Genomic DNA, 19,710 nt, shown 5'->3' on the forward strand with positions numbered 1-19,710 from the left:
TCCGACAGGTTCTTAGTAACCAAGGCCGCCACTCGACCCGGAAGAAGCCGCAGGTCAGAGCCCTATCAACGAAAATCCGCCACCCAAGTGGCACGAGTCAGGCCGAACTTCTGGAGCTCTACCGATCCGGCGCGTCATCACGACAACTTGCCACGAGGTTCGGGGTCAACAAGACGAGCGTTGTCGCTCTGCTCCGGCAACATGGTGTGCCGATTCGCAACTCTCGCGTCACCCGGGATGACGTCGAGGAGGCGAAGCGCCTGTATGCGACTGGAGAGTCGGTCGCAACGATTGGCGAGAAGCTCAACTACAGCCCGAAGACAATCTGGAACCAGCTGACGAAAGCTGAGGTGAGGATGCGAGATACGCATGGACGGCCAAATCAGTAACCTTCGGCCTCTCTTTCTAGAGCTCGCTCCCGCTCCGCTTCTAGAGATCTCACCAATTTGCGCGCCCACCCCTTCACTGTTCGAGATTGGGAATGATCAGACAGCCAGCCCTCAACCTGAGAGATCTGCCGGGCAATTCGATCTGACTCGTTACCAGTCCAAGACCCGCTAACGAATTGGCCTACAAGAGCCGATGAAACACGGCCATCATCTCCAAAATTGTCGATAAGAAATCGAACTACCGGAGAAAGATCCCCGCCTCCGACCGAGGCGACGGAGCCTAGAATTCGTCCCCGGTCCTCACTATCGCCAACCCAACTTCGAGCCACAGAAACATCGACAGCATCTGCCATCCAGTCGCGGAGCGCAAAAGAAAGACGCCAAGAACCACCCTCGAGTCGGTCCATCAGGTCCCGCCACACAGGTTCGCCCGAAGCCCGGACGCTCCGGCGCAAAAGCTGGGACTCCTCCGAACCCGAATAGGCGCTAAGCGCGCCTGTCTCAATAAAATCAGCAAGCATCCGAGCGAGCGCTGATGGATCGATATCTAGCTGTCGACCTGCTAACTGTCCCCAATCCCATTGCTGCTGACCAACTTCCGGGAAATCGGCCCTTCTTGCCACGAGCGTAAGTAGCAGCGGATCTAAGACATCCAGATATTGCGGCTTTTGGTATACATGGAGTGCCGCAAAATCCACAGCCGCATTATAATCGTCCTGACTCTCCAATCGACCAAGCCAGGAAGCAACGTAACGGGCAACCGTCTTCTCTTCAGCATCACGCATCCAGCCGAACAACAACCGGGCGGCGGAGTTGACCGGCACCTCGTCCACGAGTTCATGTACGCGCTGGATCGCGCGTTCAGTTCGAGGGCCTCGTACGGTCAGTTGAAGACGTCGAATGGGCTCCAGCTCATAACTATCAACGAAAGAATCGAAAGCATCCGGGTCACCTTGGTCGACAAGACTATGTAGGTATCCAATCAGCGCTTCCGCATTCGGCCCGTCAAGAAGCTGGAGCAACTGCACTTGTAAATCTGCAATCTCACGCCCGATATCGGTGAGCGCGTGGCCCGCGGAATATGCCGCGGGAACCGGGCGCGAAGATAGCAGATCCAATATCACCGAGGCAGGATCCATGGGGTTGACCGCGCGGGCTGCCGCCACGAGATCGGCGCTCACGTCACTCACCGGCCTATCCCAGGAGTTGGTACTAGCCACAACGACAAGTCGATCTTCGGCGGACTCCGGCGGCAGATGTGCCTCAAAGAGCTCAAGCCCCTGAGGCCGCCCATCGGTTACGTCGGCCCGAGCAAACATCGAGCGTAGGCTCGCAATCTCAATGCGTACTTGAGATATCACTGAATCTGGCAGAGTGGAGACAACTCGAGCCAAATGCTCACAAACAGCAGGCGCCTCGAGGACTCCATGGATCGATTCCGTCAATACCTTGATCGCTGTTTCCGCAACGTCGAGGTCATCGTCAGTCGCTAGCGATCCGAGTATGTCGACAGCAGAATTGCGGTATCGCCAGACATCACCCCACGTCTCGGGTTGGCCCCGCCTCTCAACGACCATCCCCCCTTGAATCTCACCCGACACCATGATCGACTCATGTATCGAAAGTGTCCGCGCGGCACCTTTGGCCGCCAATAGACGAACACGCGGATCTTCAGACTCGGCCACACTTTTGAGGTAAATCACGCGCGCGTCAGGTGCAGCTGCCGTACCCGGCAACATCGTCCCGAATAGCTCCACCCAAGTACCCGTGGCATTATTACTAAACGCCTCGGTCTCTGCGACTGCAAGCTTGAGCAGCGAATCGGCCGCTACCTCAAAAGTACGAGAATGCCAAGCCAGTTTTTCTAGCGACCAAACGAGGTCACGACGGACTTTCTCATGATGCCGTAATTCCTCCTCGGTCGCGGAACTGATCAGAGCTGAGAGTCGCTCTGAAACGGGACCCGGAGCAAGCACTGCGAAGTGAACAAGAAGACGAGAATTGTTGTTCTCGCCAATTGCCTCGAGCGAGGCGATCGGGCCATCGTCCGCGAGGAGTGCCACGACCGATGAACTTGAGTTCTCCAACTCACCGATGTCAGCCGCGCGACGGAAGAGCCGCTCCATCATGTCTGGATCTAAGACCGGAAAGAGGTTCGTGACGATGGATTCGCCGAACTCGGCCCAGGCTTGAGACGCAAGATAAACAGCCAGTGGGTAAGGACCCACACTTCTGAATCTTCCCTGCTTGGACAGAAATCCCTGCCTTTGAAGTGAAGTGGCGGCAGCCCGCAAGTCAGCGACATCGAGCCCGAGACCCAAAGAAATCGTAGATAGTTCCGTGGCTACGTCGCGATCATGCCCAAAACGACTAAAGAGTGCGAGCGCGCAACAGGCTAAAAAAAGTGTGCCATCGGGAAGTTGCGCTGTAATAAATGATCGAATATCCTCATCAGTGGCCAATCTTCCGGCGGAACCGCGGCCACTTCTTATCAGACCCCTAGCCGCCTTGAGTGCGTAATCGATATTTCCCGCTGCCACTTCCACTACAACCCGTTCGGCCTCAGGCCAGAGCTGCGGTTCGTTCTTTTGCAGCAGCTCTTTCATCTGGTCGTCCTCGAATGCCGAAACGGAAATCATGGGCGTCCGCGTCGTATTACCCCCAGGCTCACCAATAGTCAACAATCGAATCGTCGAACCGCTGTGGATAATCGACGCGTAGATTTCGTGTTGTTTGCGGTCGCACTCATCAACAACAACAACAGCTGTCCGTTTTTGCGACTGCAGCTGATTCAATATTGGAACTGGAAAGGAGTCCGCCGCGGACGCATAAACGACTACAACCTCGTACGGCTGCCCACGAAGGGCCTCCAGTACGAGACGCGTCTTCCCGAGGCCACTTACTCCGTCCAAGTGCAGGTCAGGCTGCGTCCCTGTTGAAAGTACATCTCGGATGGCCGCAATCTGCGCATCTCGGTCGGGAGAAGAAACCCACAATGTAGTATGTCTATTTGACTGCGACCATTCGTCGAAGGTCTGTCCGATCGCCCCGGTGCCATGAAGCACTGGACTGACGGCCAGCGCAGGATATTGTTCTGACCATCTGGCCAATCCATCGGCAGTAACGACTTCGATTCGAGTAGCCGCAGAATCAATACCGAGTTCTGCGGCGCCCTCAATCAACTTCTTGTGCCGTGAATCAATCTTCGCCGTCGTCAAGCTTTTTCCGAGGACGAGTCGGTACTGCCCACCTGCACGCAGGACTTCGATCGCCTTGGATGCGTTGATGATCTCCGCCTTGCATTTTCCGGGAGCTAGATCACCGGCCTTGAACTGCCATGCACTGTCCCCAGCTGGGATCCACGGTGTAGCTTGGGCGTGCCGAAGACCGGCATCAACGCCACCGTCTCCCACGTTCTCCAGGTATGTTGTCTCAAGTGCCGTCCCGGCCATGCCGTGGGCAGCCGCTTCGGTGGCTAGCAGCCGACCGACAAATTGGCCAAAGTTCGCGGCACCAAGCCCGCTTATTTGCGCAGCCGAAACCGAAAAGGGACCAAAGTCAGCAGTCATTTACTCTTCCCTCTCCCCATGCTGCGTTGCCTGCATACGGGGCGAAACAGCCCTGCATCCTTGATATAGACGGAGACGAGCGTCATGCCCAGTCCTCCTTCGCTAACGGGGCCTTGTTTAGCTGGTCTCTGCGGCTGCGCCAGTCAGGTAGTCTTGCATCCATGTGTTGGGTGAAGCGCTCCCCGTGGCTTCGTTCTATGTAATGCGTTATCTCATGAACCACGATGTACTCGAGACAGTCAGGGTGCTTCTGGGCGAGCTGGACATTGAACCAGATATGTCTACTCTCGCGGTTGCACGAGCCCCACTTCGTCTTCATGTGTCGAATACTCCACTTGGGCACCGACAGCCCAAGACGCCCCTCCCACTTCGCGATGAGGTTTGGAATCGCATCGCGAAGCTGTTGGCGGTACCACCGATCCAAATAGAGTCGGCGCCGTTCGGTGCTCGTCCCGGCCGGGGTGTAGAGGAGCAACCGATCTCCATCCATTTCGAAGTGCGTGTGCCCTTGCCGCTCGATGACCTTGAGCCGAAACCTGCGTCCCCATAGGTAGTGAGTCTCCCCCGTGACCATTTCGCGTTCGGTTTGCCGTTCCGCGCTTCGAAGCTGCTCACGCTGTCGCTTAATCCATGGAAGACGTTGGACGACCGCAAGGCGGATCGCATCATCATCGAGCCGCTCCGGCGCCGCAACTCGAACACGCCCGAGCGGCGGGTAGACCGCGATATGCAAGTTCTTGATGTGCTTGTAGACGACATCGATGTCGATCCCAGCGACACGTAGGTAGGCGCTAGCGGTACTCATTACGCGCCTTGACGAGCTCAAGCAGTTCATCGAATCGATCGAAGTCCTGCGGCAGGACGTTTCGCAGTGCCCGGGCAACGAGCTTCTGTTTCATAGGATTGCCGACCCAGTCGTGCGGCTTGCTGGCCATGACGGCGGCGTCGACCTTGATCGGGAGCGAGGGGTCGGGCCAGCCGAAGTCGACGATGGCTTGCTGCGCACCGTTCTTGACCCAGTCAGGATAACTACCGAGAGGTTCGTTTGATCCGACTTTCTGAGCGTGAGCGATCAATTGTTCGAGATAGGCCTTGTAGTCGATAGCACCCTGGCGGCGCTGTTCGATGATGGCGTCGAGCAGCGAAGACATCGTGTCGTAGTACTTCGGGTTGAGGGCGTGTTCATCAACGATGACTTTGCGGATGTTGTTGGCTATAGTTTCGGCGACGGCCTCAGGATCCTTCTTGATCCCGCTCGGCAGCTTGTCGATGGCGCTCGCGCCATCCTGAACGATGAGCTGCACAAGGCCCACATCTTGGAAGTCGGCAACGACTTCAGACGGGTCTGCCTGGATGTAGGTGTCGAGTAGGAAGCGCATGCCCGCTTCGTACTGCTTGAAGTCGACGTTCTCCCCGGCGCCGAGCTTCACTTCGTCGCGCACAGCAACGTAGTGCGCGACCTCACTGGCTATGGCTGATGTCTCGTGATCGCTGAAGCCAGCTTCTGCCATGTCGTTCGCAATTGCGCCGTAAGCCCGGACGAGTGATGACACCGACTTGTAGAGTTCGACACGCTTGGCTTCGTTACGCTTGATTTGCTCCGCGCTGCCCTGGTCGACAGCACAGAAATAGTGCTGGTACTGCAGAGTGCCCTTGGGCGGCTCAACCGCCTCGCACAGGGCACGGATGCGTTCGAGTGCCTCTTCGAGATCTTGGCGCGCCTGAGTGATCCTGTCCTCAAGCAGTCCATCGATATCATGCTTTTCGTAGCCATCGAGAGCGCCGGAAGTGTAGTCAGTCACCGCATCTTCGAGGGAGTTGAACAGGTCTTGGTAGTCGACGATGTAGCCGTAGTCCTTGTCGTCGCCGTCGAGCCGGTTGACGCGGCAGATGGCCTGGAAGAGGCCGTGGTCGCGCATCTTCTTGTCGATGTAGAGGTATGTCGCGGCCGGGGCGTCGAATCCCGTGAGCAGCTTGTCGACGACGATCAGGAGGCGCATCTGTCCTGGCTGATTGATGAACCGGTCCTTGACATCCTTCTCGAACTGCTCGATCTTCGTCACGGCCAGGTCAGCCGGCTCATCGAAGTGGTCGGCGAGCATCTGACGGTAGATCTCGTACTGGCGCAGCTTCTCGGTGGCGCCGTGGCCGGAGTCTTCCTTAGAAATGTCGCTGGCTTGCGGCTGGTAGCTCGTAACAATTGCGCACTTGCCTTTGAACCCAGCTTGGCAGAACATTTCGTAGAACTTGCAGGCCTGGTAGATACTCGAGCCAACCAGCATGGCATTGCCACGACCGTCCATCAGGCGCGGCTTGGTCTCCATATCGAGCAGGATGTCGTTGACGATCTGCTTGGCCCGAGGCTCGGAGCTGACGACCTTCTGCATGGTGCCCCAGCGCTTCTTGAGCTCGGCCCGCGAGAGGTCGGTCATACCCTTGGTCTTGGTCTCGAACCACTGGTCGACTTTACTGGGAGCAGTCAGCTCCTGATCGATGTTGCGTGCCTCATAGCGCAGGTCGAGGACGACTCCGTCAGCGACCGCCTCGTTGAACTTGTATGTATGGATGAAGCTGCCGAATGTCTCGATACTGGTCGCCTTATCGGCCTTCAGAAGCGGCGTGCCCGTGAAGCCGATGAACATAGCCCCGGGGAGGAGTTGTTTCATGGCCTGGTGCATCTTGCCGGACTGAGTGCGATGGGCCTCGTCGACGAAAACGAACAGGTTGCCTTTGGCGGAGAAGCCAGCCGGAATACGGGAACTCAATTCAGAGATGAAGTCGCCTTGGGCCGCATCGAGATCGCCGTCGTTGTCGCCGCCACGAAACTTGTGGACTAAGGAGCAGACCAGCCATGGGTCATGAGCGTTCAGCGTCCCGATCAGATCAGCACCGGACGTCGTACGGTAGATGTTCTCGTTAACCCCACCAAAGACTTGCTTGATCTGGTCATCGAGTTCAGTACGGTCGGTGATGATGACGACTCGAGCCTGGTCCTGGTGTTCCCGAATCCACTTAGCCAACCACACCATCGTTAGAGACTTGCCCGAGCCCTGGGTGTGCCAGATGATGCCGCCTTCACGAGCGGCGATCCGTTGCTGGGCGGCCTTGACGCCGAAGTACTGATTGTGGCGGCACGTCTTCTTGGTGCCCGCATCGAAGACCATGAAATCGTGGATGATCTCCAGGAATCGGTCCTTGGAACACATCTGGACGATCGCCCGGTCGAGTGGTTCTTCAATCTCGGACAGCTCTTTCCATTCGAGCCAGTACTTTTCGGGCGTATCGATGACACCGTAGCGCAGCCCTTCGACGTCGTTGCCAGCCATGACCAGCTGGACGGTCGTGAAGAACGGCCGAATGAAGTCCTTCTTTTGGTTGCCGATGTTCTGTCGGATGCCTTCGGACACTGCGACCTTGGACCGCTTGAACTCAATCACGGCAAGCGCCAGGCCGTTGACGTAAAGCACCGCATCAGGGCGTTTGGTGTGCTCCCCCTTGATGGAGACTTCCTCGGCAACCACGAAGTGGTTGGCGTTGGCATCCTTCCAGTCGATCAGCCAAACGGTCTCGGTCTGCTCCCCGACAGCCGGCTTCACCTTCACGCCGTAGCGGAGGAGGTCGTAGACGTCCCGGTTGGCTTCGTAGAGGTTGCGACCGCCACCTAGTGATGCCGCCTTCTTGAGCTGGTCGAGCGCCTTGTTGATCAGGTTGTCGTCGTAGCCGCGTGCCCGTAGGTTCTGGTCGAGCAGGGCGACTTCAACATGCGAGTTCCCCTCGCGGTACTCCCAGTTACCGGCGTATTCGTAGCCCAGCTGTCGGAACAGTTTGACCACGCGATCCTGTGTCTTGCGTTCAACCTGCCCAACTGTACTCATGATTCATGTCCCCCAAAATTGACTTCTATTGTTTGATTCTGCCACGTACCGTAGCTGACCGTGCTGCCCTGGATACGCCACTCATTCCGCCCGTTGGCGCTTCGGCCTGCAACCACAGCAGCGGCCGCCGAGGGCGACGCGAACACTTGGTTCCTGGCAAACACTGCCGCCTTTCCATCCTGCGAAGGAAGGAGCGTTCCATCCTGTTCGAGCTTCTCGCGGAGACGGCGGTAGCCGTCGTCCACACCCGTCCAGGAGGGCCGAGCCGCGGAACCCTCCAAGACGGTGAACTCACCGTCGACTTCCTGAGCCGAGGCTACGATGCCATCCTTCTTGAGACGCATCTCGAACAAGGGCGAACTCGACGGTTCGCTAACAGCCTGAGGTTCGGCGCTCGTGGAAGTGACGTGAGCGACGGTTGTGCTGCGGAAGAGGTTTACGCCAAGTACGGGGAGAACAATCTTCGCCTGGGCAATGAAGTACTCCATGTCTGAAACGTCAGACTCGGGCAACGGCAACGGCACAGGGGCAGTGCCATTTGTGAGTCGAGCACGATTGGCTTGCTGAGCGAGCGTGATGAGGCGTGACTCCAAATAACGAGCGTGAGCCTTCGTCAGGTTAGCATCTTTACTTGTCAGCACAATCGCCCTATCCCAGAAGTCTTTCCCTCCCTGGTCCTCCGGGCGGGAATGCTGGTAGAGGCGCTTGCTGACGTCGTCGCCCTCGCCAATGTAAGCGAGAGAGCCACCTAGGCTGTCGGGGTCGTCTCCGAACAGAATGTAGATGCCCGTACGGGCCGCCTCAGGGCGTTTCAGCAGCGCCCCGAGGTCCGAGCGCGGAGCTGCCACGACGTGCCCAGTCCAATTCATGATTTCGGCCGTCAGCAGACCGCCAGGCGTTCCATCGGCCAGGAACAGACGAACGGACTTACCGGTACTCACGCTGTCGCCTCCACAGACAAGCGGATCCGACCGGTAAGCAGCTGCTGCATCAGACCGATCTTAATCGCGCTCGCCTTATCGAGGCGACGTGCAAGGGCCTCGATCTCCTCATCGCTATCGTCGAGCACCTGGGCAATGGCACGCTGCTCATCAACTGACGGCAACTCAATAGTTAGAGCCCTGATCTGTCCAGTCGAGGTTCCAGCCACAGTGCTTCCCCCTGCCGAAGCGGCAAGACGTAGACCATTGATATCGAACCAATGACGCAAGTACGACGAATCGACATTTGAACCCACAAACAGAGCCTTCAGGTCTTGGTTGATGGCAACGTCCACATCAAAGCGAACTGCCTTCCCGACCAGCATTCGCGCTGCAAGCACCACGGTGCCAGCCGGCACGAGTCGTGCGGCGCTCGCCTGCACAGCTGCTAACGTCACGTACTCCTGGGTTCGGGTTGGGTAAAACGTACTAACGTCCTTAATGGTGGCCCATGGGACAGTCCCGCCCCAATATGCTGCCACGCTCCTAGACGGCGTACCGCCGCCAGCAATCTGAGCGATATCTCCAATAGTCGTAGATTGCCACGCATCCGTAAACCCAGGGAGACGAACCGCGCCCGTGAGGAGATGCTGCATTAGCCCATGCTTGATGGCCCGCTTTTTGTTGATCAGTTCTTGGACGTTTTTGGTCGTCCTTCGGATATCATCAATCGCGGTTACGATGCGATCTTGCACGGGCCTTGATGGTAACCAAATCGGAAGAGCTGCCAGAATGCTCGTATTGAGATTAGGCATTGTGCCGCCGACTGCATTATCGATAAGCCATGATTGCGCAGCGCTGGACCCGAGGTATTCAGCGACGTACGCCGGATTAACCAATGTCCGGTCGCTGCCAAACCGAGCGGCAAGACACCCCGTTCCACAGAGCCAGCCCACTTCTCGCCGGCGCACAATCGATCTGCGACCCACATCACCCCTCCGGCTAAAGACGATGTCGCCCTCTCGCAACGCGTGCCTATGTAATCTACGAACATCGGTGTCACCGATACGAGATATACCATTCTCACGGATCTCGTTTTCGCCCAGATTCACGGGCATGATGAGGGGAGTGCCTGTCGGGCGATAGTCACTTGCATGTAACTGACTCCCAAAGGGCCCGGTTTGAAGTACTCCACCAGTTCGTGCAACGACGCTTCCAAGAGTCGTAAGATCGCCGAAGGCTTCCATCATCGGACTCCTACATCAGCCAAGTGCTTAGCTACTTTACCTTCCAACTCCTCCAGCTCCGCAACAAGACAATCAAGGGTCTTCACGTAGCGCTCTCCAAGTTGCTCAATCCGATTAACAAGCGCTAGAGTCAGGGCGATGACTTCGGCACCTACACGACTGGCGATAGTTGCATTCCATTTATCGTCAAGCACAAGTTGCTTGATCTCAGGAATAGTCAGCTTGTCATATTGTTGCAGCGTAGCGAGGTCCAAACGACTCTGCGCGTCGTGGGCGGCCTTTTTGGCGGTTGCCTCGGTCTCGTAAAGCTCACTAGCGTGTTGCAGGGCCAGTAGTTCTTCACGATCGGCTCCTTCGCGCCTTGCAGTTTTCAGGCGAGAGGCAATGAGCGCCCTGCTAATCCTGTCATCATCCATGGCTGCGGCCAACGGCCCATCTTCAACTGCACACTCTTCAAGATAGGCCTCAACTGCGCTCGAAGCCTCTTCAACGGCTCCGTTGAGATCATCGAGCTTGGTTCGTTCATCAGGAAAATACCGCGCCACAATGAGATCCGGTGGGACAAGATCCATCTTGTATTTGTCCGCGCTGCGTCCAGATCCGATGACCAGATCGGCCGTCTCCGAGATTTTGCGATCCTTATCTTCTATCGTCTTGCGCGGCCTGGTTGCATCCATCCAGCCGTCGTTCAAGACAAGGAAGATGTCGTCGTGCATGACCTCGTGCCAGTAAGTCATGAGCTGCTCGTATACGTCGTACTCATCGAGTAGCGGGATGCTCCTGAATTTCGCAAGCAGATCGTCTCCAATGCGCCCGATTAATTCGTTGGGGATTGTTACTTCATTGATGGCCTGCAGGATCGGACGATGAGCGGCAAACCAATCGTCTACGATTGTTCGGACTTCGCCAGCGAACTTCCGGAATTCTTCGGAATCGAGGATCGCCTGCTGGACACCTTCAACTGCTACGGCGAGATCGCTGTAGCCCGGGCGGTTAGGATGGAAGAGCGTTGAGCGCAGAGACGGGAAGGCGTCCCAGAATCCAGAGAGTGCTTCAAGGTCGCGATCGGGAATGCCACCGTGGAGGTGCGCGTTGAGGTCTTGGATATCATCAGGCGCGGACGAGTCAACGTAGCGCGGGATGTTCAGGTTATAGTCGTTTGCCGGGTCGGAGATTTCGGTTAGCGGCACCATCCGAGAGTAGCGTTCGATTTCGGTTTGCTTGGTGAAGACGTCCACGATCTTGTGCATGTCCTGAGAGCGCAGGCGATTCTTGTTCCCTTCCTTCAGGAAGCCCTTTGATGCATCAATCATGAAAATGCCAGTTCGGGCGCCAGCGTTCTCTTTGTCGAGGACGACGATACAGGCGGGTATGCCTGTGCCGTAGAAAAGGTTAGCCGGAAGACCAATGATAGCCTTGATGAATCCCCGTTTAATGAGCTGCTTGCGGATCATTGCTTCAGCGTTGCCACGGAAGAGCACTCCGTGAGGAAGGATAACGGCGGCCTTGCCGGTGCTCTTCATCGACTTCAAGATGTGTAGCAGGAATGCGTAATCCCCATTCTTCTCGGGTGGCATGCCGTACTCGAAGCGCCCGAATTCATTCTCTAGGCCGTTACTCCATGACTTGATCGAGAAGGGCGGGTTGGCCACCACGAAGTCGAAGGTCTCCAAGGCACCGCCCTTGGTGAACTGCGGGTTGGTGATCGTGTCACCCTTGCGGATGTCGGCAATCTCGTTGCCGTGCAGGATCATATTCATTTTGGAAAGCGCCCAGGTCGCGTTGTCCTTTTCCTGACCGTATAGCGTTAGACCGTGAGGCGCTTCGGCAGCGACCTTCAGGAGGAGCGATCCTGACCCGCAGGTGGGGTCATAGGCCGTGGCCGAGAAGGGAGTGCTCGCCGCGATGCCAAGCAGCTTAGCGAGCACGCGAGAAACCTCGGCGGGGGTGTAGAACTGTCCCTTCGACTTGCCGGATTCGGTGGCAAAGTGGCGCATCAGGTACTCGTAGGCGTCACCCAGTAGATCATCGCCCTCGGCTCGCGAGCCACCGAAGTCCAGACCCTGGAATATTCCGACGAGCTTAGTGAGACGGTCAACCATCTCCTTACCCTTGCCGAGCTTTTCGTCGTCGTTGAAGCTCGCGATGTCGATTACGTTGACGAGGTTGTTCGCTTCAGCAAGTCGACCGATAATTTTGTCGATCTTTTCACCGATGTCTACCTTACCCTTGAGTGAGAGCATGTCATCGAAGGATCCGCCGCTCGGAACGTCGATCAGAGAATTCGGGTCGGACTTGGCCTTGTCCGAGACGTACTTCACGAAGAGCATCGTGAGGATGTAGTCCTTGTACTGGCTGGCGTCCATGCCCCCCCGGAGCTCATCGCAGCTCTTCCAGAGCGAGCTGTAGAGGTCGGACTTCTTGAGCGCCACAGTGCGTCCTCCGTGTTCCGTTGGTTGTTCGTCTCGTGCTGAGGTCATGCCTGATTCCTGGAGGACAAACCCTCCGCTTACGTTTGATTCAAACCTACCCGGTCGACAGGGCAAGGCATGCGAACCTCGAGCCGGGGAGCTGAAGCTCGACCGCTGCCCTACATGAGGCCGTTACTCCCTTATATATACCACGAATGGCATATCTTGTGGAGCCTGGGCACCCTAGATGATCGGCCAACGGTTCAGTCTGTTGTGGTTGGGTCCGGTGCCGGGGTTGGGAAGCTTCGAAACTCGGCGTCCTTCGGCAACTCTCCGAAGAGCCACGATCCCCAGGTGATCGTTGCTTCGGTCATGAAGTTCCGCTGCGTCTGAATCTTGGTGACCAGCCGGTTGTCCGCGAGTTGTGCACCAAGTACCCACTGCGGCCACACCCCCATTCGCCATTCGACGTTGATCTTGAACAGCCACGATGCATCCCGGTTGAGTTTGAAGCGGTCGATGTCTTGACGCGCACGAACATAGCCGGTCGTTTGGCTGGGCTGCTCGAACTCGAAATTGAGATCGCTGAGCAGCTCATCGTTCACCCAAACGGTGGGCGGCTGATACTCAGATTGAGGATCGATGTGAAGGGCGACAGAGGCGAACACGCTCGCACCGAACTGAAACAGAGTCAGGTGACCCCAGGGTCGGAAGAACAGCTCCTCGTCACGGAAGAGCGTAGCGAGCTTGCTCGCGCCGCGGTCGCTACGCCGCAGGCCAGTCCGTCGTTCAACGAAGTGCGCCTCCGCGTAGGCGTCGAGCCGCTTGTTGAGGGATGACCCTCCGAGGCCGATCCCACTGGTCTCGAGGAACGCCCGGATATCACCCTCGGGCTCGACGGCATAGCGCTTGAACATCTCGAACAGCGTGGCATGGGCTTGTTCAACACTTCCCATGCCGACGATCCGGACCAGCGCCTCACATTGGGAAATGCGGTCAGGTACGAGCGCGCCCTCGCCACGCCGGAGCTCGCGAAGCTCCTGGAGCAGTTGCAGGCGTAGCGGGTCATCTTTCACTCCATCATGCTGTCAGTTTTGAGTCAGTGACGCTGCAGCGCTGCCACTCCACGCTGGATGTACGGCATTCGTTCAACAGAACGATCCGAATCTGACAGCAAAGGGGTACCACCAATGTCCGATCTAATCCCCCGTCCAAACGGGAAGATCTCGCCCTTCAGCACCCCTGAGGGGTTCTCGCGTTCGGAGGGCAAGTCACTCCAGCGGCGCCAGAACGCCGAGGTGGCTGATGGCCTCGTCAGAGCGGCGCGGGTCCAGGCGGCCGGCTTCGTGGCTGCGACTGGTATGCACCTCACCGGCATGCTGAGCCGCGAGGCCGAGTTCCAGGCGAACGGTGACCCGCGAGCCGCCGAGCGGCTGAACTTCATCGCCGATTCCTTCGCCGAGTACGCGGCGTGGGAAGTCCGCCGGTTCCAGCGGTAGACGGGGAGGTCACAATGCGCCACCTCTTCAGCTCCCCGTTCCGCACCCCAACTGAGCAAGCCGCCTTCGACCACGAAGAAGTCGCCAGAGCGTTCATCGCCCGCCTCACGGGGCTCGTCGACGAGCTCGACCACGCCTCCGGCACACTACGGACCGACGCTCCGGCAACCGCCCGACACCTGTCCCTAGTCTCCCAGCAGATGGCCTCCCTGGCACTCACCGCGCTAGAGACCTGGCCTAAGATCCCCCGCGCATAGCTATGGCTACCCTTGTCGTCCTGATCATCGCGTCAGCCATAATCCTGGCCGCCTTGTGCCTCGGCAACGCCGTGGCCATCCACCTGCGTCGGCATCGCATCCGCCGCGACGCCGACGCCGCCGCGGCCCGGCTCAATAACCGCTACCAGGACGCGCTCCGGCAGATGCGCCGCCACTAGGCATACCCGGCAGCCCTTCCGGATCTCCTTACCTCATCCACGCCTCCAGAGAGGGGCTATTCGTCATGCCCGAAAACTTCACACCAACTGAGCTCACTGTGGCGCAAAAGCGCCTAAGCGACTGGGTCACGGAAGAAGCGCACCGCATCGAGCAGCGGCTCTTCTTCGGCTGGGCCCCCGCACACGACGCACCGAACCGCTACAAGGACCTGTGCGAGGCATTCTGGCTCTCGCACAAGGAGGGCAGGCCGCTGCCGGTCTCCGATGAGAACACCAGCAGCGTCGTGTTCGGCTCCCCGGATGCCAACATGGCCTACCGCTATGTCCACGATGTCGGCCACGTCGAGATGGGCCTGAGCTTCTCGAGCCCAGACGAGTACGACCTGGCTCGCTGGCAGATGCGTCGCTTCGAGCGCGCCGGCTTCAGCCGGGACGACCTTGAATGGCACCTGCTGCAGGCCGATGCCCTTGGTCAGGTCGTCTACTACGCCCTGACCAAGCAGTACGTCCTCGACCAGCTCCAGTTCGCCCTCGACTGCGTCCGCCATGGACTGCCGACGGGGCTCCAGCTGGAGATGGAGCGGCACCGGTGAGTGAGAACGACCCGAAGTCCTGGTTCGACAGGGCCATCGGGGCGTGCATGTCGATCCTGCTTGCCGCCGTCGCGCTGTACTGCGCGACACAGGTGCTCCAGGCCATCCTGCCGTTCCTCGTCGCCGCGGCCGGCGTCGTCACGCTCGGCTGGGCGTCTTGGATGTTCGTGCGCTACCTGCGTGGCCGCTACTGAAATCACACCGCCCTAATCGCGCAAGTCAGGCCTACCTGTCGGTGTTGTGGTTTGGACAAAGTCACTTGAACGTTCAACTAATTGAACGCATAGTAGACGACAGACACCGTTCAACATATTGAACGGAACCGTCGCCACACCAGACCACAGCACCGACAGGAAAGGAGGGAAGAAATCATGACCAAGAATCCACGCAGGAGCGGCAGCGTCAAGCCGCGCGAGCCGCGGCGCATCGTCGTCGAGGGCGCCCAGCGCGAGCGCCCCGACTTGCGCAAGCTCAGCCGCGCCGTCATCGCCCTGGCGCAGGCCGAAGCCGAGCGCGAGGCCCAGGCGCAACACCAGGACGAACGCCCGAGGCGGCCACGGAAGAGCACCGACCGTGAGTGACCGCAATCCAAACATGAGCAGACTCGTGTGGCAGCGCATCTACTGGCCACAGCCGCTCGATGACACCCAGACGATTGGCCTGCTTCGCAGCTGGGCCGCCCAGACCCATGCGCCGCTGATCGTGCTAGAAGCCCGCGCGGACCGGCGTGGCGTGCAGTATCTCGTGGGCTGTCAGCGCCGCCACCGATCTGCAGTTCGACGCGATATCGAACAGCTCGTGCACGGCGCCCTCGTGGTCGAGGACGATGACGAGCGGCTCCCGGCAGGTTCGGCGGGCAGGGTGACCTTCTCCCCCGCTGCACGGCCGCTCGTCGCCTCGGATGCCAACAGCTCGACCCGCGCCATCCTGGCTGCCCTCACGGCCGTCAACGGTACCGAGCGCATGGTTGTGCAGATCGTCATCGGCCCCCGCGTGGCGCCGCGGCTCACCCCGAAGGATCTTCCGAGCGTCGACCAGGGCCTCGCCTCCATCCTCGTTTCCGGCGTCCAACCCGAGCACCGAATAGGCGTACGCCGCGGTATCGAGTTGAAGCGCGCCGAACCCGGATTCGCGGCGATCGTGCGCCTCGGCGTGCACGCTTCCGACGGGGCGCGCATCGCGACCCTCGTGCGCGGCGTGGTGAGCGCCTTCCGCTCACTCAGCGCCCCTGGCATGCGGTTCGCCTTCCGTCCCGAGCGCACTGACCGTCTCAACCAACCGGCCAACAGCTGGCCGCTCCTCGCCCCGGTCGGACGCCACCTGAGTGTGAGCGAGGTCGGCATGCTCAGCGCATGGCCGACGAGCGCGTCGAGTACGCCCTACCCCGGACAGCCTCCAGCCCACCCGAGGCCGATACGGCCTTCATTCGCCGCAAGACCCGGTGACCGGATCGTCGCGAAGTCGACGGCACCCGGCACCAAAGACACCCTGCTGGGCCTGTCGATCGCGGACAGCACACGTCACCTCTGGACAATGGGGCCTACGGGAGCAGGAAAGTCCTCCATGCTGCTCCGGCTGCTCATCGGCGACATGAAGGCGGGTAGGGGCATCGCCGTAGTCGAGCCCAAGGACCTCATCCGCGACCTCCTCCGGTACATTCCGCCCGAACGGGTCAAGGACGTCGTCCTGGTCGACCCGCTCGACGAGGCCCCGGTCGGCATCAACCCGATGGACCGCCACGGCCGCACACCAGCCCTGGTCGCCGATCAGCTCTTCGGCACGTTCCATGCGCTCTATGGGGATCAACTCGGACCGCGCAGCAGCGACATCCTGCGCCACGCTCTGGCCGCCCTCGCCCACACCGAGGGGGCGAGCCTGGCCCAGCTTCCGCTCCTGCTGAGCAACCGCGCATTCCGCGCCCCGGTTGTGCAGCCGATCGCCGCGACCGACCCGATCTCTGCCGGGCCGTTCTGGCACTGGTTCGATCAGCTCTCACCGGACGCGACCGCGCAGGTCGTCGCGCCACTAATGAACAAGGTCCGCCCACTACTGGACACGCACCTGCGCCGCATCCTGGCGCAGCCCGAACCTCGATTCAACATCCGTCAGGTGCTGACTGAGCAGAAGATCCTGCTCGTGCCGCTCCAGAAGGGCGTCATCGGTCCCGAGTCCGCCCAGCTGCTCGGCGCTCTCGTCGTCGGCGAACTATGGCAGGCCATTCAGGAGCGCGCCAGCATCCCGCCTCGGAACCGGGACATCGTCACGGTCGTGCTCGATGAGGTCCAGGACTACCTCCGCCTGCCCACCACGGATCTCAGTGACGCTCTGGCGACCTCGCGAAGCCTCGGCGCCGCCTTCCACGTCGCGCACCAATACCTGGACCAGCTTCCAGCGAGCATGCGCACCGCGTTCGAGGCCAACTGCCGATCGCGCGTCTTCTTCCAGCTCGCCGCCCGTGACGCCAAAGCTGCCGCCGCGATGGCACCCGGGCTGGAGCCCGAGGACTTCATGGCCTTGCCAGCCCGGCACGTCTACGCCCAACTCGTACACCACGGCGCCGTCACCGACTGGGCCTCCGGCCGGACCCTCGACCTCCCACCCTCGACGAGCTCGCCTGAGACCATCCGCCAGGCCAGTCGCGCCGCCTACGGGACACCGGCCAGCGAAATCGACCACCAGCTCATCCGCGCCACGACCCAGCAGCCCGACGCCACTACCGGCACGGCGAGGCGCCGCAGGAGCCAGTCATGAGCCCCGACCGTACGCTACCGACCGGCTACCCGATCGCGTCGAATAGGAATCAGGCGTCCGCGCAGGTCAGGGCCGCATCAGGTGACATTGTGGCGCCGAATACCGGAACTGCTCCGCACTCCGGTCCTCACGGCGGCACGCGGATCAGCCGCCGTCGACTGCACGACATCGCCGCCCAGCTGGGCACCCGCGACATGGCGATCCTGACCACGGTGGACCGCTACCGCTTCCTGACAGCCCAGCACATTCAGGCCTTCCAGTTCCCCACGCACAGGTCGGCCGACTCCGCAGCACGCACCTGCCGCCGTGTGCTCGCCCGACTGCGCGGCCTGCGCATCCTCGGCGTCCTGGACCGTCGCATCGGTGGGATCCGGTCCGGCTCCGAGGGCATGGTCTACTACATCGACGCCGCGGGCGACCGCATCCTCAGACAGGAGCAGCCACGCAGGGCACGGCGGCGTCCCGAGGAGCCCTCGGCACGCTTCCTCGACCACACCTTGGCCATCGCGGACGTCGCCACAGCCGTCCTGGGAGAAGCCCGGAAACGGGGCGCCGAAGTCGTCCGGCTCGCCCCCGAGCAGGAGGCCACCCGCCGCTACACCGACCTCCTGGGCACGCCACGGGCCCTTCGGCCCGACCTCTACGTCGAACTCGCCGAGCACCCCGACGACCCTGACGTCGATGCATACTTCGTCGAAGTCGATCTCGGACAGGAAAGCCTTCCCACCCTGATCGGCAAGTGCGCCGCCTATGAGGCGTACCGCGCTACGAGGACCGAGCAGCACATGTATGGCAGCTTCCCGGGGATCGTCTGGGCCATGGACGCGCGCCGACCGCAGACGGCCCAACGCCGTCAGGACAGTCTGCAGAACGCGCTCACACAGAACCTGCAGGTCCCGTCCAGCGCCTATCTCGTCCTGCCACTGGATGCCGTCCCCGCTCGCCTGATGGAGGGGTTCGGCCATGAATGAAACACTCAATCGCATCCTGGTCGGCGATGCCCTCACGACCCTGAGGACCATCCCCGATTCCAGTGTCGACATGTGCCTGACCAGTCCGCCGTACTACCGGCTCCGCAACTACAACGCGGCAGGACAGCTGGGCCTCGAGCCCCATGTCGACGACTGGGCCAAGACGGTGCGCGAAATCGCCAGGGAGATCCGTCGCGTCCTCGTCCCGACTGGCACCCTCTGGCTCAACCTCGGCGACACCTACGCCACCCATCCCAGCCAAGGCGCCCCGCCGAAGAGCCTACTGCTCGCCCCGGAGCGCGTCGCAAGACTGCTGCAGGAGGACGGCTGGATCCTGCGCAACAAGATCATCTGGGCAAAGCCGAACCCCATGCCCTCCAGCGTCCCCGACCGCCTCACCGCGGCCCACGAGGTCATCTACCTCTTCGCCAAACAGCCCCGCTACCACTTCGACCTCCACGCCATCCGCGTCCCACATCGCAGCAGGCCAGGACGTCGTGCTCCACATGTCAGCCGCCATCCCCCACGGCCAGAAGACTGGCGCGGCCCCAATGCGAACCACACCAGGGGACTCAAGGCGCTCCAGCGCGAAGGGCTGGTCGGGCATCCGCTCGGGAAGAACCCCGGGGACGTCTGGACCATCCCGACGGCGCCGGGCACCGGCAGCCACCACGCGGCCTTCCCGCGCACATTAGCCGAACGCTGCATCCTGGCCGGAACACCAGCCGCCAGGTGCCGCACCTGCCATGCACCGTGGGCCAGCCCGGTCAGGCGCCTCGGGCGCACCGCTGTCCGCCTCGCCTTCCAGCCCCAGTGCACCCACACAGGGAGCCCCGAACCTGGCGTCGTGCTCGACCCTTTCATCGGCAGCGGCACAACGGCTGTTTCTGCCGAGGCGCTGGATCGGAACTGGATCGGCATCGAGCTCAATCCGACCTACGCCAGCGAGGCCGCCCAGCGTATCCATGGAGCCCGCGCCGCCTGAGCGGGGCAGGGCAGCTCGTCGGTGTACTGCGGCCGGTGACCAGGGCTCCATTCCGGAGCCCCGC

At 60.4% G+C, this 19,710-nt stretch carries 17 protein-coding genes; 10 read left to right on the plus strand and 7 right to left on the minus strand.

Features of this window, described 5'->3' with window-relative positions; genetic code table 11:
- Positions 1-206: 206 nt before the first annotated feature.
- A complete protein-coding gene (locus SCMU_RS20990; protein WP_371829591.1) occupies positions 207-389 on the plus strand; it encodes a helix-turn-helix domain-containing protein in 183 nt (60 codons plus the stop codon).
- Here the strand turns inward: SCMU_RS20990 and SCMU_RS11250 are convergent.
- The 7 genes from SCMU_RS11250 to SCMU_RS11280 form a co-directional block, all read right to left on the minus strand.
- Positions 383-3,958 (minus strand): hypothetical protein, encoded by a 3,576-nt coding sequence (locus SCMU_RS11250; protein ID WP_229229257.1) that lies wholly within the window; start codon positions 3,956-3,958, stop codon positions 383-385. The genes SCMU_RS20990 and SCMU_RS11250 overlap by 7 nt on opposite strands.
- An 82-nt stretch (positions 3,959-4,040) precedes the next feature.
- Positions 4,041-4,763, minus strand: coding sequence for a M48 family metallopeptidase (locus tag SCMU_RS11255; RefSeq protein ID WP_229229258.1), 723 nt, complete (start codon positions 4,761-4,763; stop codon positions 4,041-4,043).
- Entirely contained in the window at positions 4,750-7,833 is a 3,084-nt protein-coding gene (locus SCMU_RS11260) for a type I restriction endonuclease subunit R (protein WP_274602844.1), read from the minus strand. Before SCMU_RS11260 ends, SCMU_RS11255 begins: the two co-directional genes overlap by 14 nt.
- The gene (locus SCMU_RS11265) at positions 7,830-8,774 is read right to left on the minus strand and encodes a GIY-YIG nuclease family protein (protein WP_229229260.1); all 945 of its coding nucleotides are present in this window, start codon (positions 8,772-8,774) and stop codon (positions 7,830-7,832) included. Before SCMU_RS11265 ends, SCMU_RS11260 begins: the two co-directional genes overlap by 4 nt.
- Positions 8,771-10,003, minus strand: a complete 1,233-nt coding sequence (locus SCMU_RS11270; protein WP_229229261.1) for a restriction endonuclease subunit S — start codon at positions 10,001-10,003, stop codon at positions 8,771-8,773. The genes SCMU_RS11265 and SCMU_RS11270 overlap by 4 nt, the downstream gene beginning before the upstream one ends.
- Complete coding sequence (locus SCMU_RS11275; protein ID WP_229229262.1) at positions 10,000-12,432, minus strand: type I restriction-modification system subunit M; 2,433 nt, start codon at positions 12,430-12,432, stop codon at positions 10,000-10,002. Before SCMU_RS11275 ends, SCMU_RS11270 begins: the two co-directional genes overlap by 4 nt.
- A 242-nt stretch (positions 12,433-12,674) precedes the next feature.
- Positions 12,675-13,487, minus strand: a complete 813-nt coding sequence (locus SCMU_RS11280) for a hypothetical protein (RefSeq protein ID WP_229229263.1) — start codon at positions 13,485-13,487, stop codon at positions 12,675-12,677.
- Between the two features lie 222 nt (positions 13,488-13,709).
- On the opposite strand from SCMU_RS11280, the gene SCMU_RS11285 reads away from it, so the two are divergent.
- The 9 genes from SCMU_RS11285 (at position 13,710) to SCMU_RS11325 (ending at position 19,646) form a co-directional block, all read left to right on the plus strand.
- Positions 13,710-13,910, plus strand: a complete 201-nt coding sequence (locus SCMU_RS11285; RefSeq protein WP_229229264.1) for a hypothetical protein — start codon at positions 13,710-13,712, stop codon at positions 13,908-13,910.
- Positions 13,911-13,924: 14 nt separating this feature from the next.
- Entirely contained in the window at positions 13,925-14,167 is a 243-nt protein-coding gene (locus SCMU_RS11290; protein WP_229229265.1) for a hypothetical protein, read from the plus strand.
- A 2-nt stretch (positions 14,168-14,169) separates the two neighbouring features.
- Positions 14,170-14,346 carry a hypothetical protein gene (locus SCMU_RS11295; protein ID WP_229229266.1) on the plus strand — a complete coding sequence of 59 codons (177 nt, stop codon included), beginning with the start codon at positions 14,170-14,172 and terminating at the stop codon, positions 14,344-14,346.
- A 98-nt stretch (positions 14,347-14,444) separates the two neighbouring features.
- Positions 14,445-14,939 carry a hypothetical protein gene (locus SCMU_RS11300; RefSeq protein WP_229229267.1) on the plus strand — a complete coding sequence of 165 codons (495 nt, stop codon included), beginning with the start codon at positions 14,445-14,447 and terminating at the stop codon, positions 14,937-14,939.
- Positions 14,936-15,133 (plus strand): hypothetical protein, encoded by a 198-nt coding sequence (locus SCMU_RS11305; protein ID WP_229229268.1) that lies wholly within the window; start codon positions 14,936-14,938, stop codon positions 15,131-15,133. The genes SCMU_RS11300 and SCMU_RS11305 overlap by 4 nt, the downstream gene beginning before the upstream one ends.
- A 177-nt stretch (positions 15,134-15,310) precedes the next feature.
- Positions 15,311-15,520: a hypothetical protein gene (locus SCMU_RS11310; RefSeq protein WP_229229269.1), complete on the plus strand. Its 210-nt coding sequence runs from the start codon at positions 15,311-15,313 to the stop codon at positions 15,518-15,520.
- A gap of 13 nt (positions 15,521-15,533) precedes the next feature.
- The gene (locus tag SCMU_RS11315) at positions 15,534-17,690 is read left to right on the plus strand and encodes a type IV secretory system conjugative DNA transfer family protein (RefSeq protein WP_229229270.1); all 2,157 of its coding nucleotides are present in this window, start codon (positions 15,534-15,536) and stop codon (positions 17,688-17,690) included.
- On the plus strand, positions 17,687-18,661 hold the full coding sequence (locus tag SCMU_RS11320) for a replication-relaxation family protein (protein WP_229229271.1): 975 nt from the start codon (positions 17,687-17,689) through the stop codon (positions 18,659-18,661). The genes SCMU_RS11315 and SCMU_RS11320 overlap by 4 nt, the downstream gene beginning before the upstream one ends.
- On the plus strand, positions 18,654-19,646 hold the full coding sequence (locus SCMU_RS11325; RefSeq protein WP_229229272.1) for a DNA-methyltransferase: 993 nt from the start codon (positions 18,654-18,656) through the stop codon (positions 19,644-19,646). Before SCMU_RS11320 ends, SCMU_RS11325 begins: the two co-directional genes overlap by 8 nt.
- Positions 19,647-19,710 lie beyond the last annotated feature (64 nt).

The organism is Sinomonas cyclohexanicum (assembly GCF_020886775.1).
In the GTDB taxonomy this organism is placed as follows: Bacteria; Actinomycetota; Actinomycetes; order Actinomycetales; family Micrococcaceae; genus Sinomonas; species Sinomonas cyclohexanicum.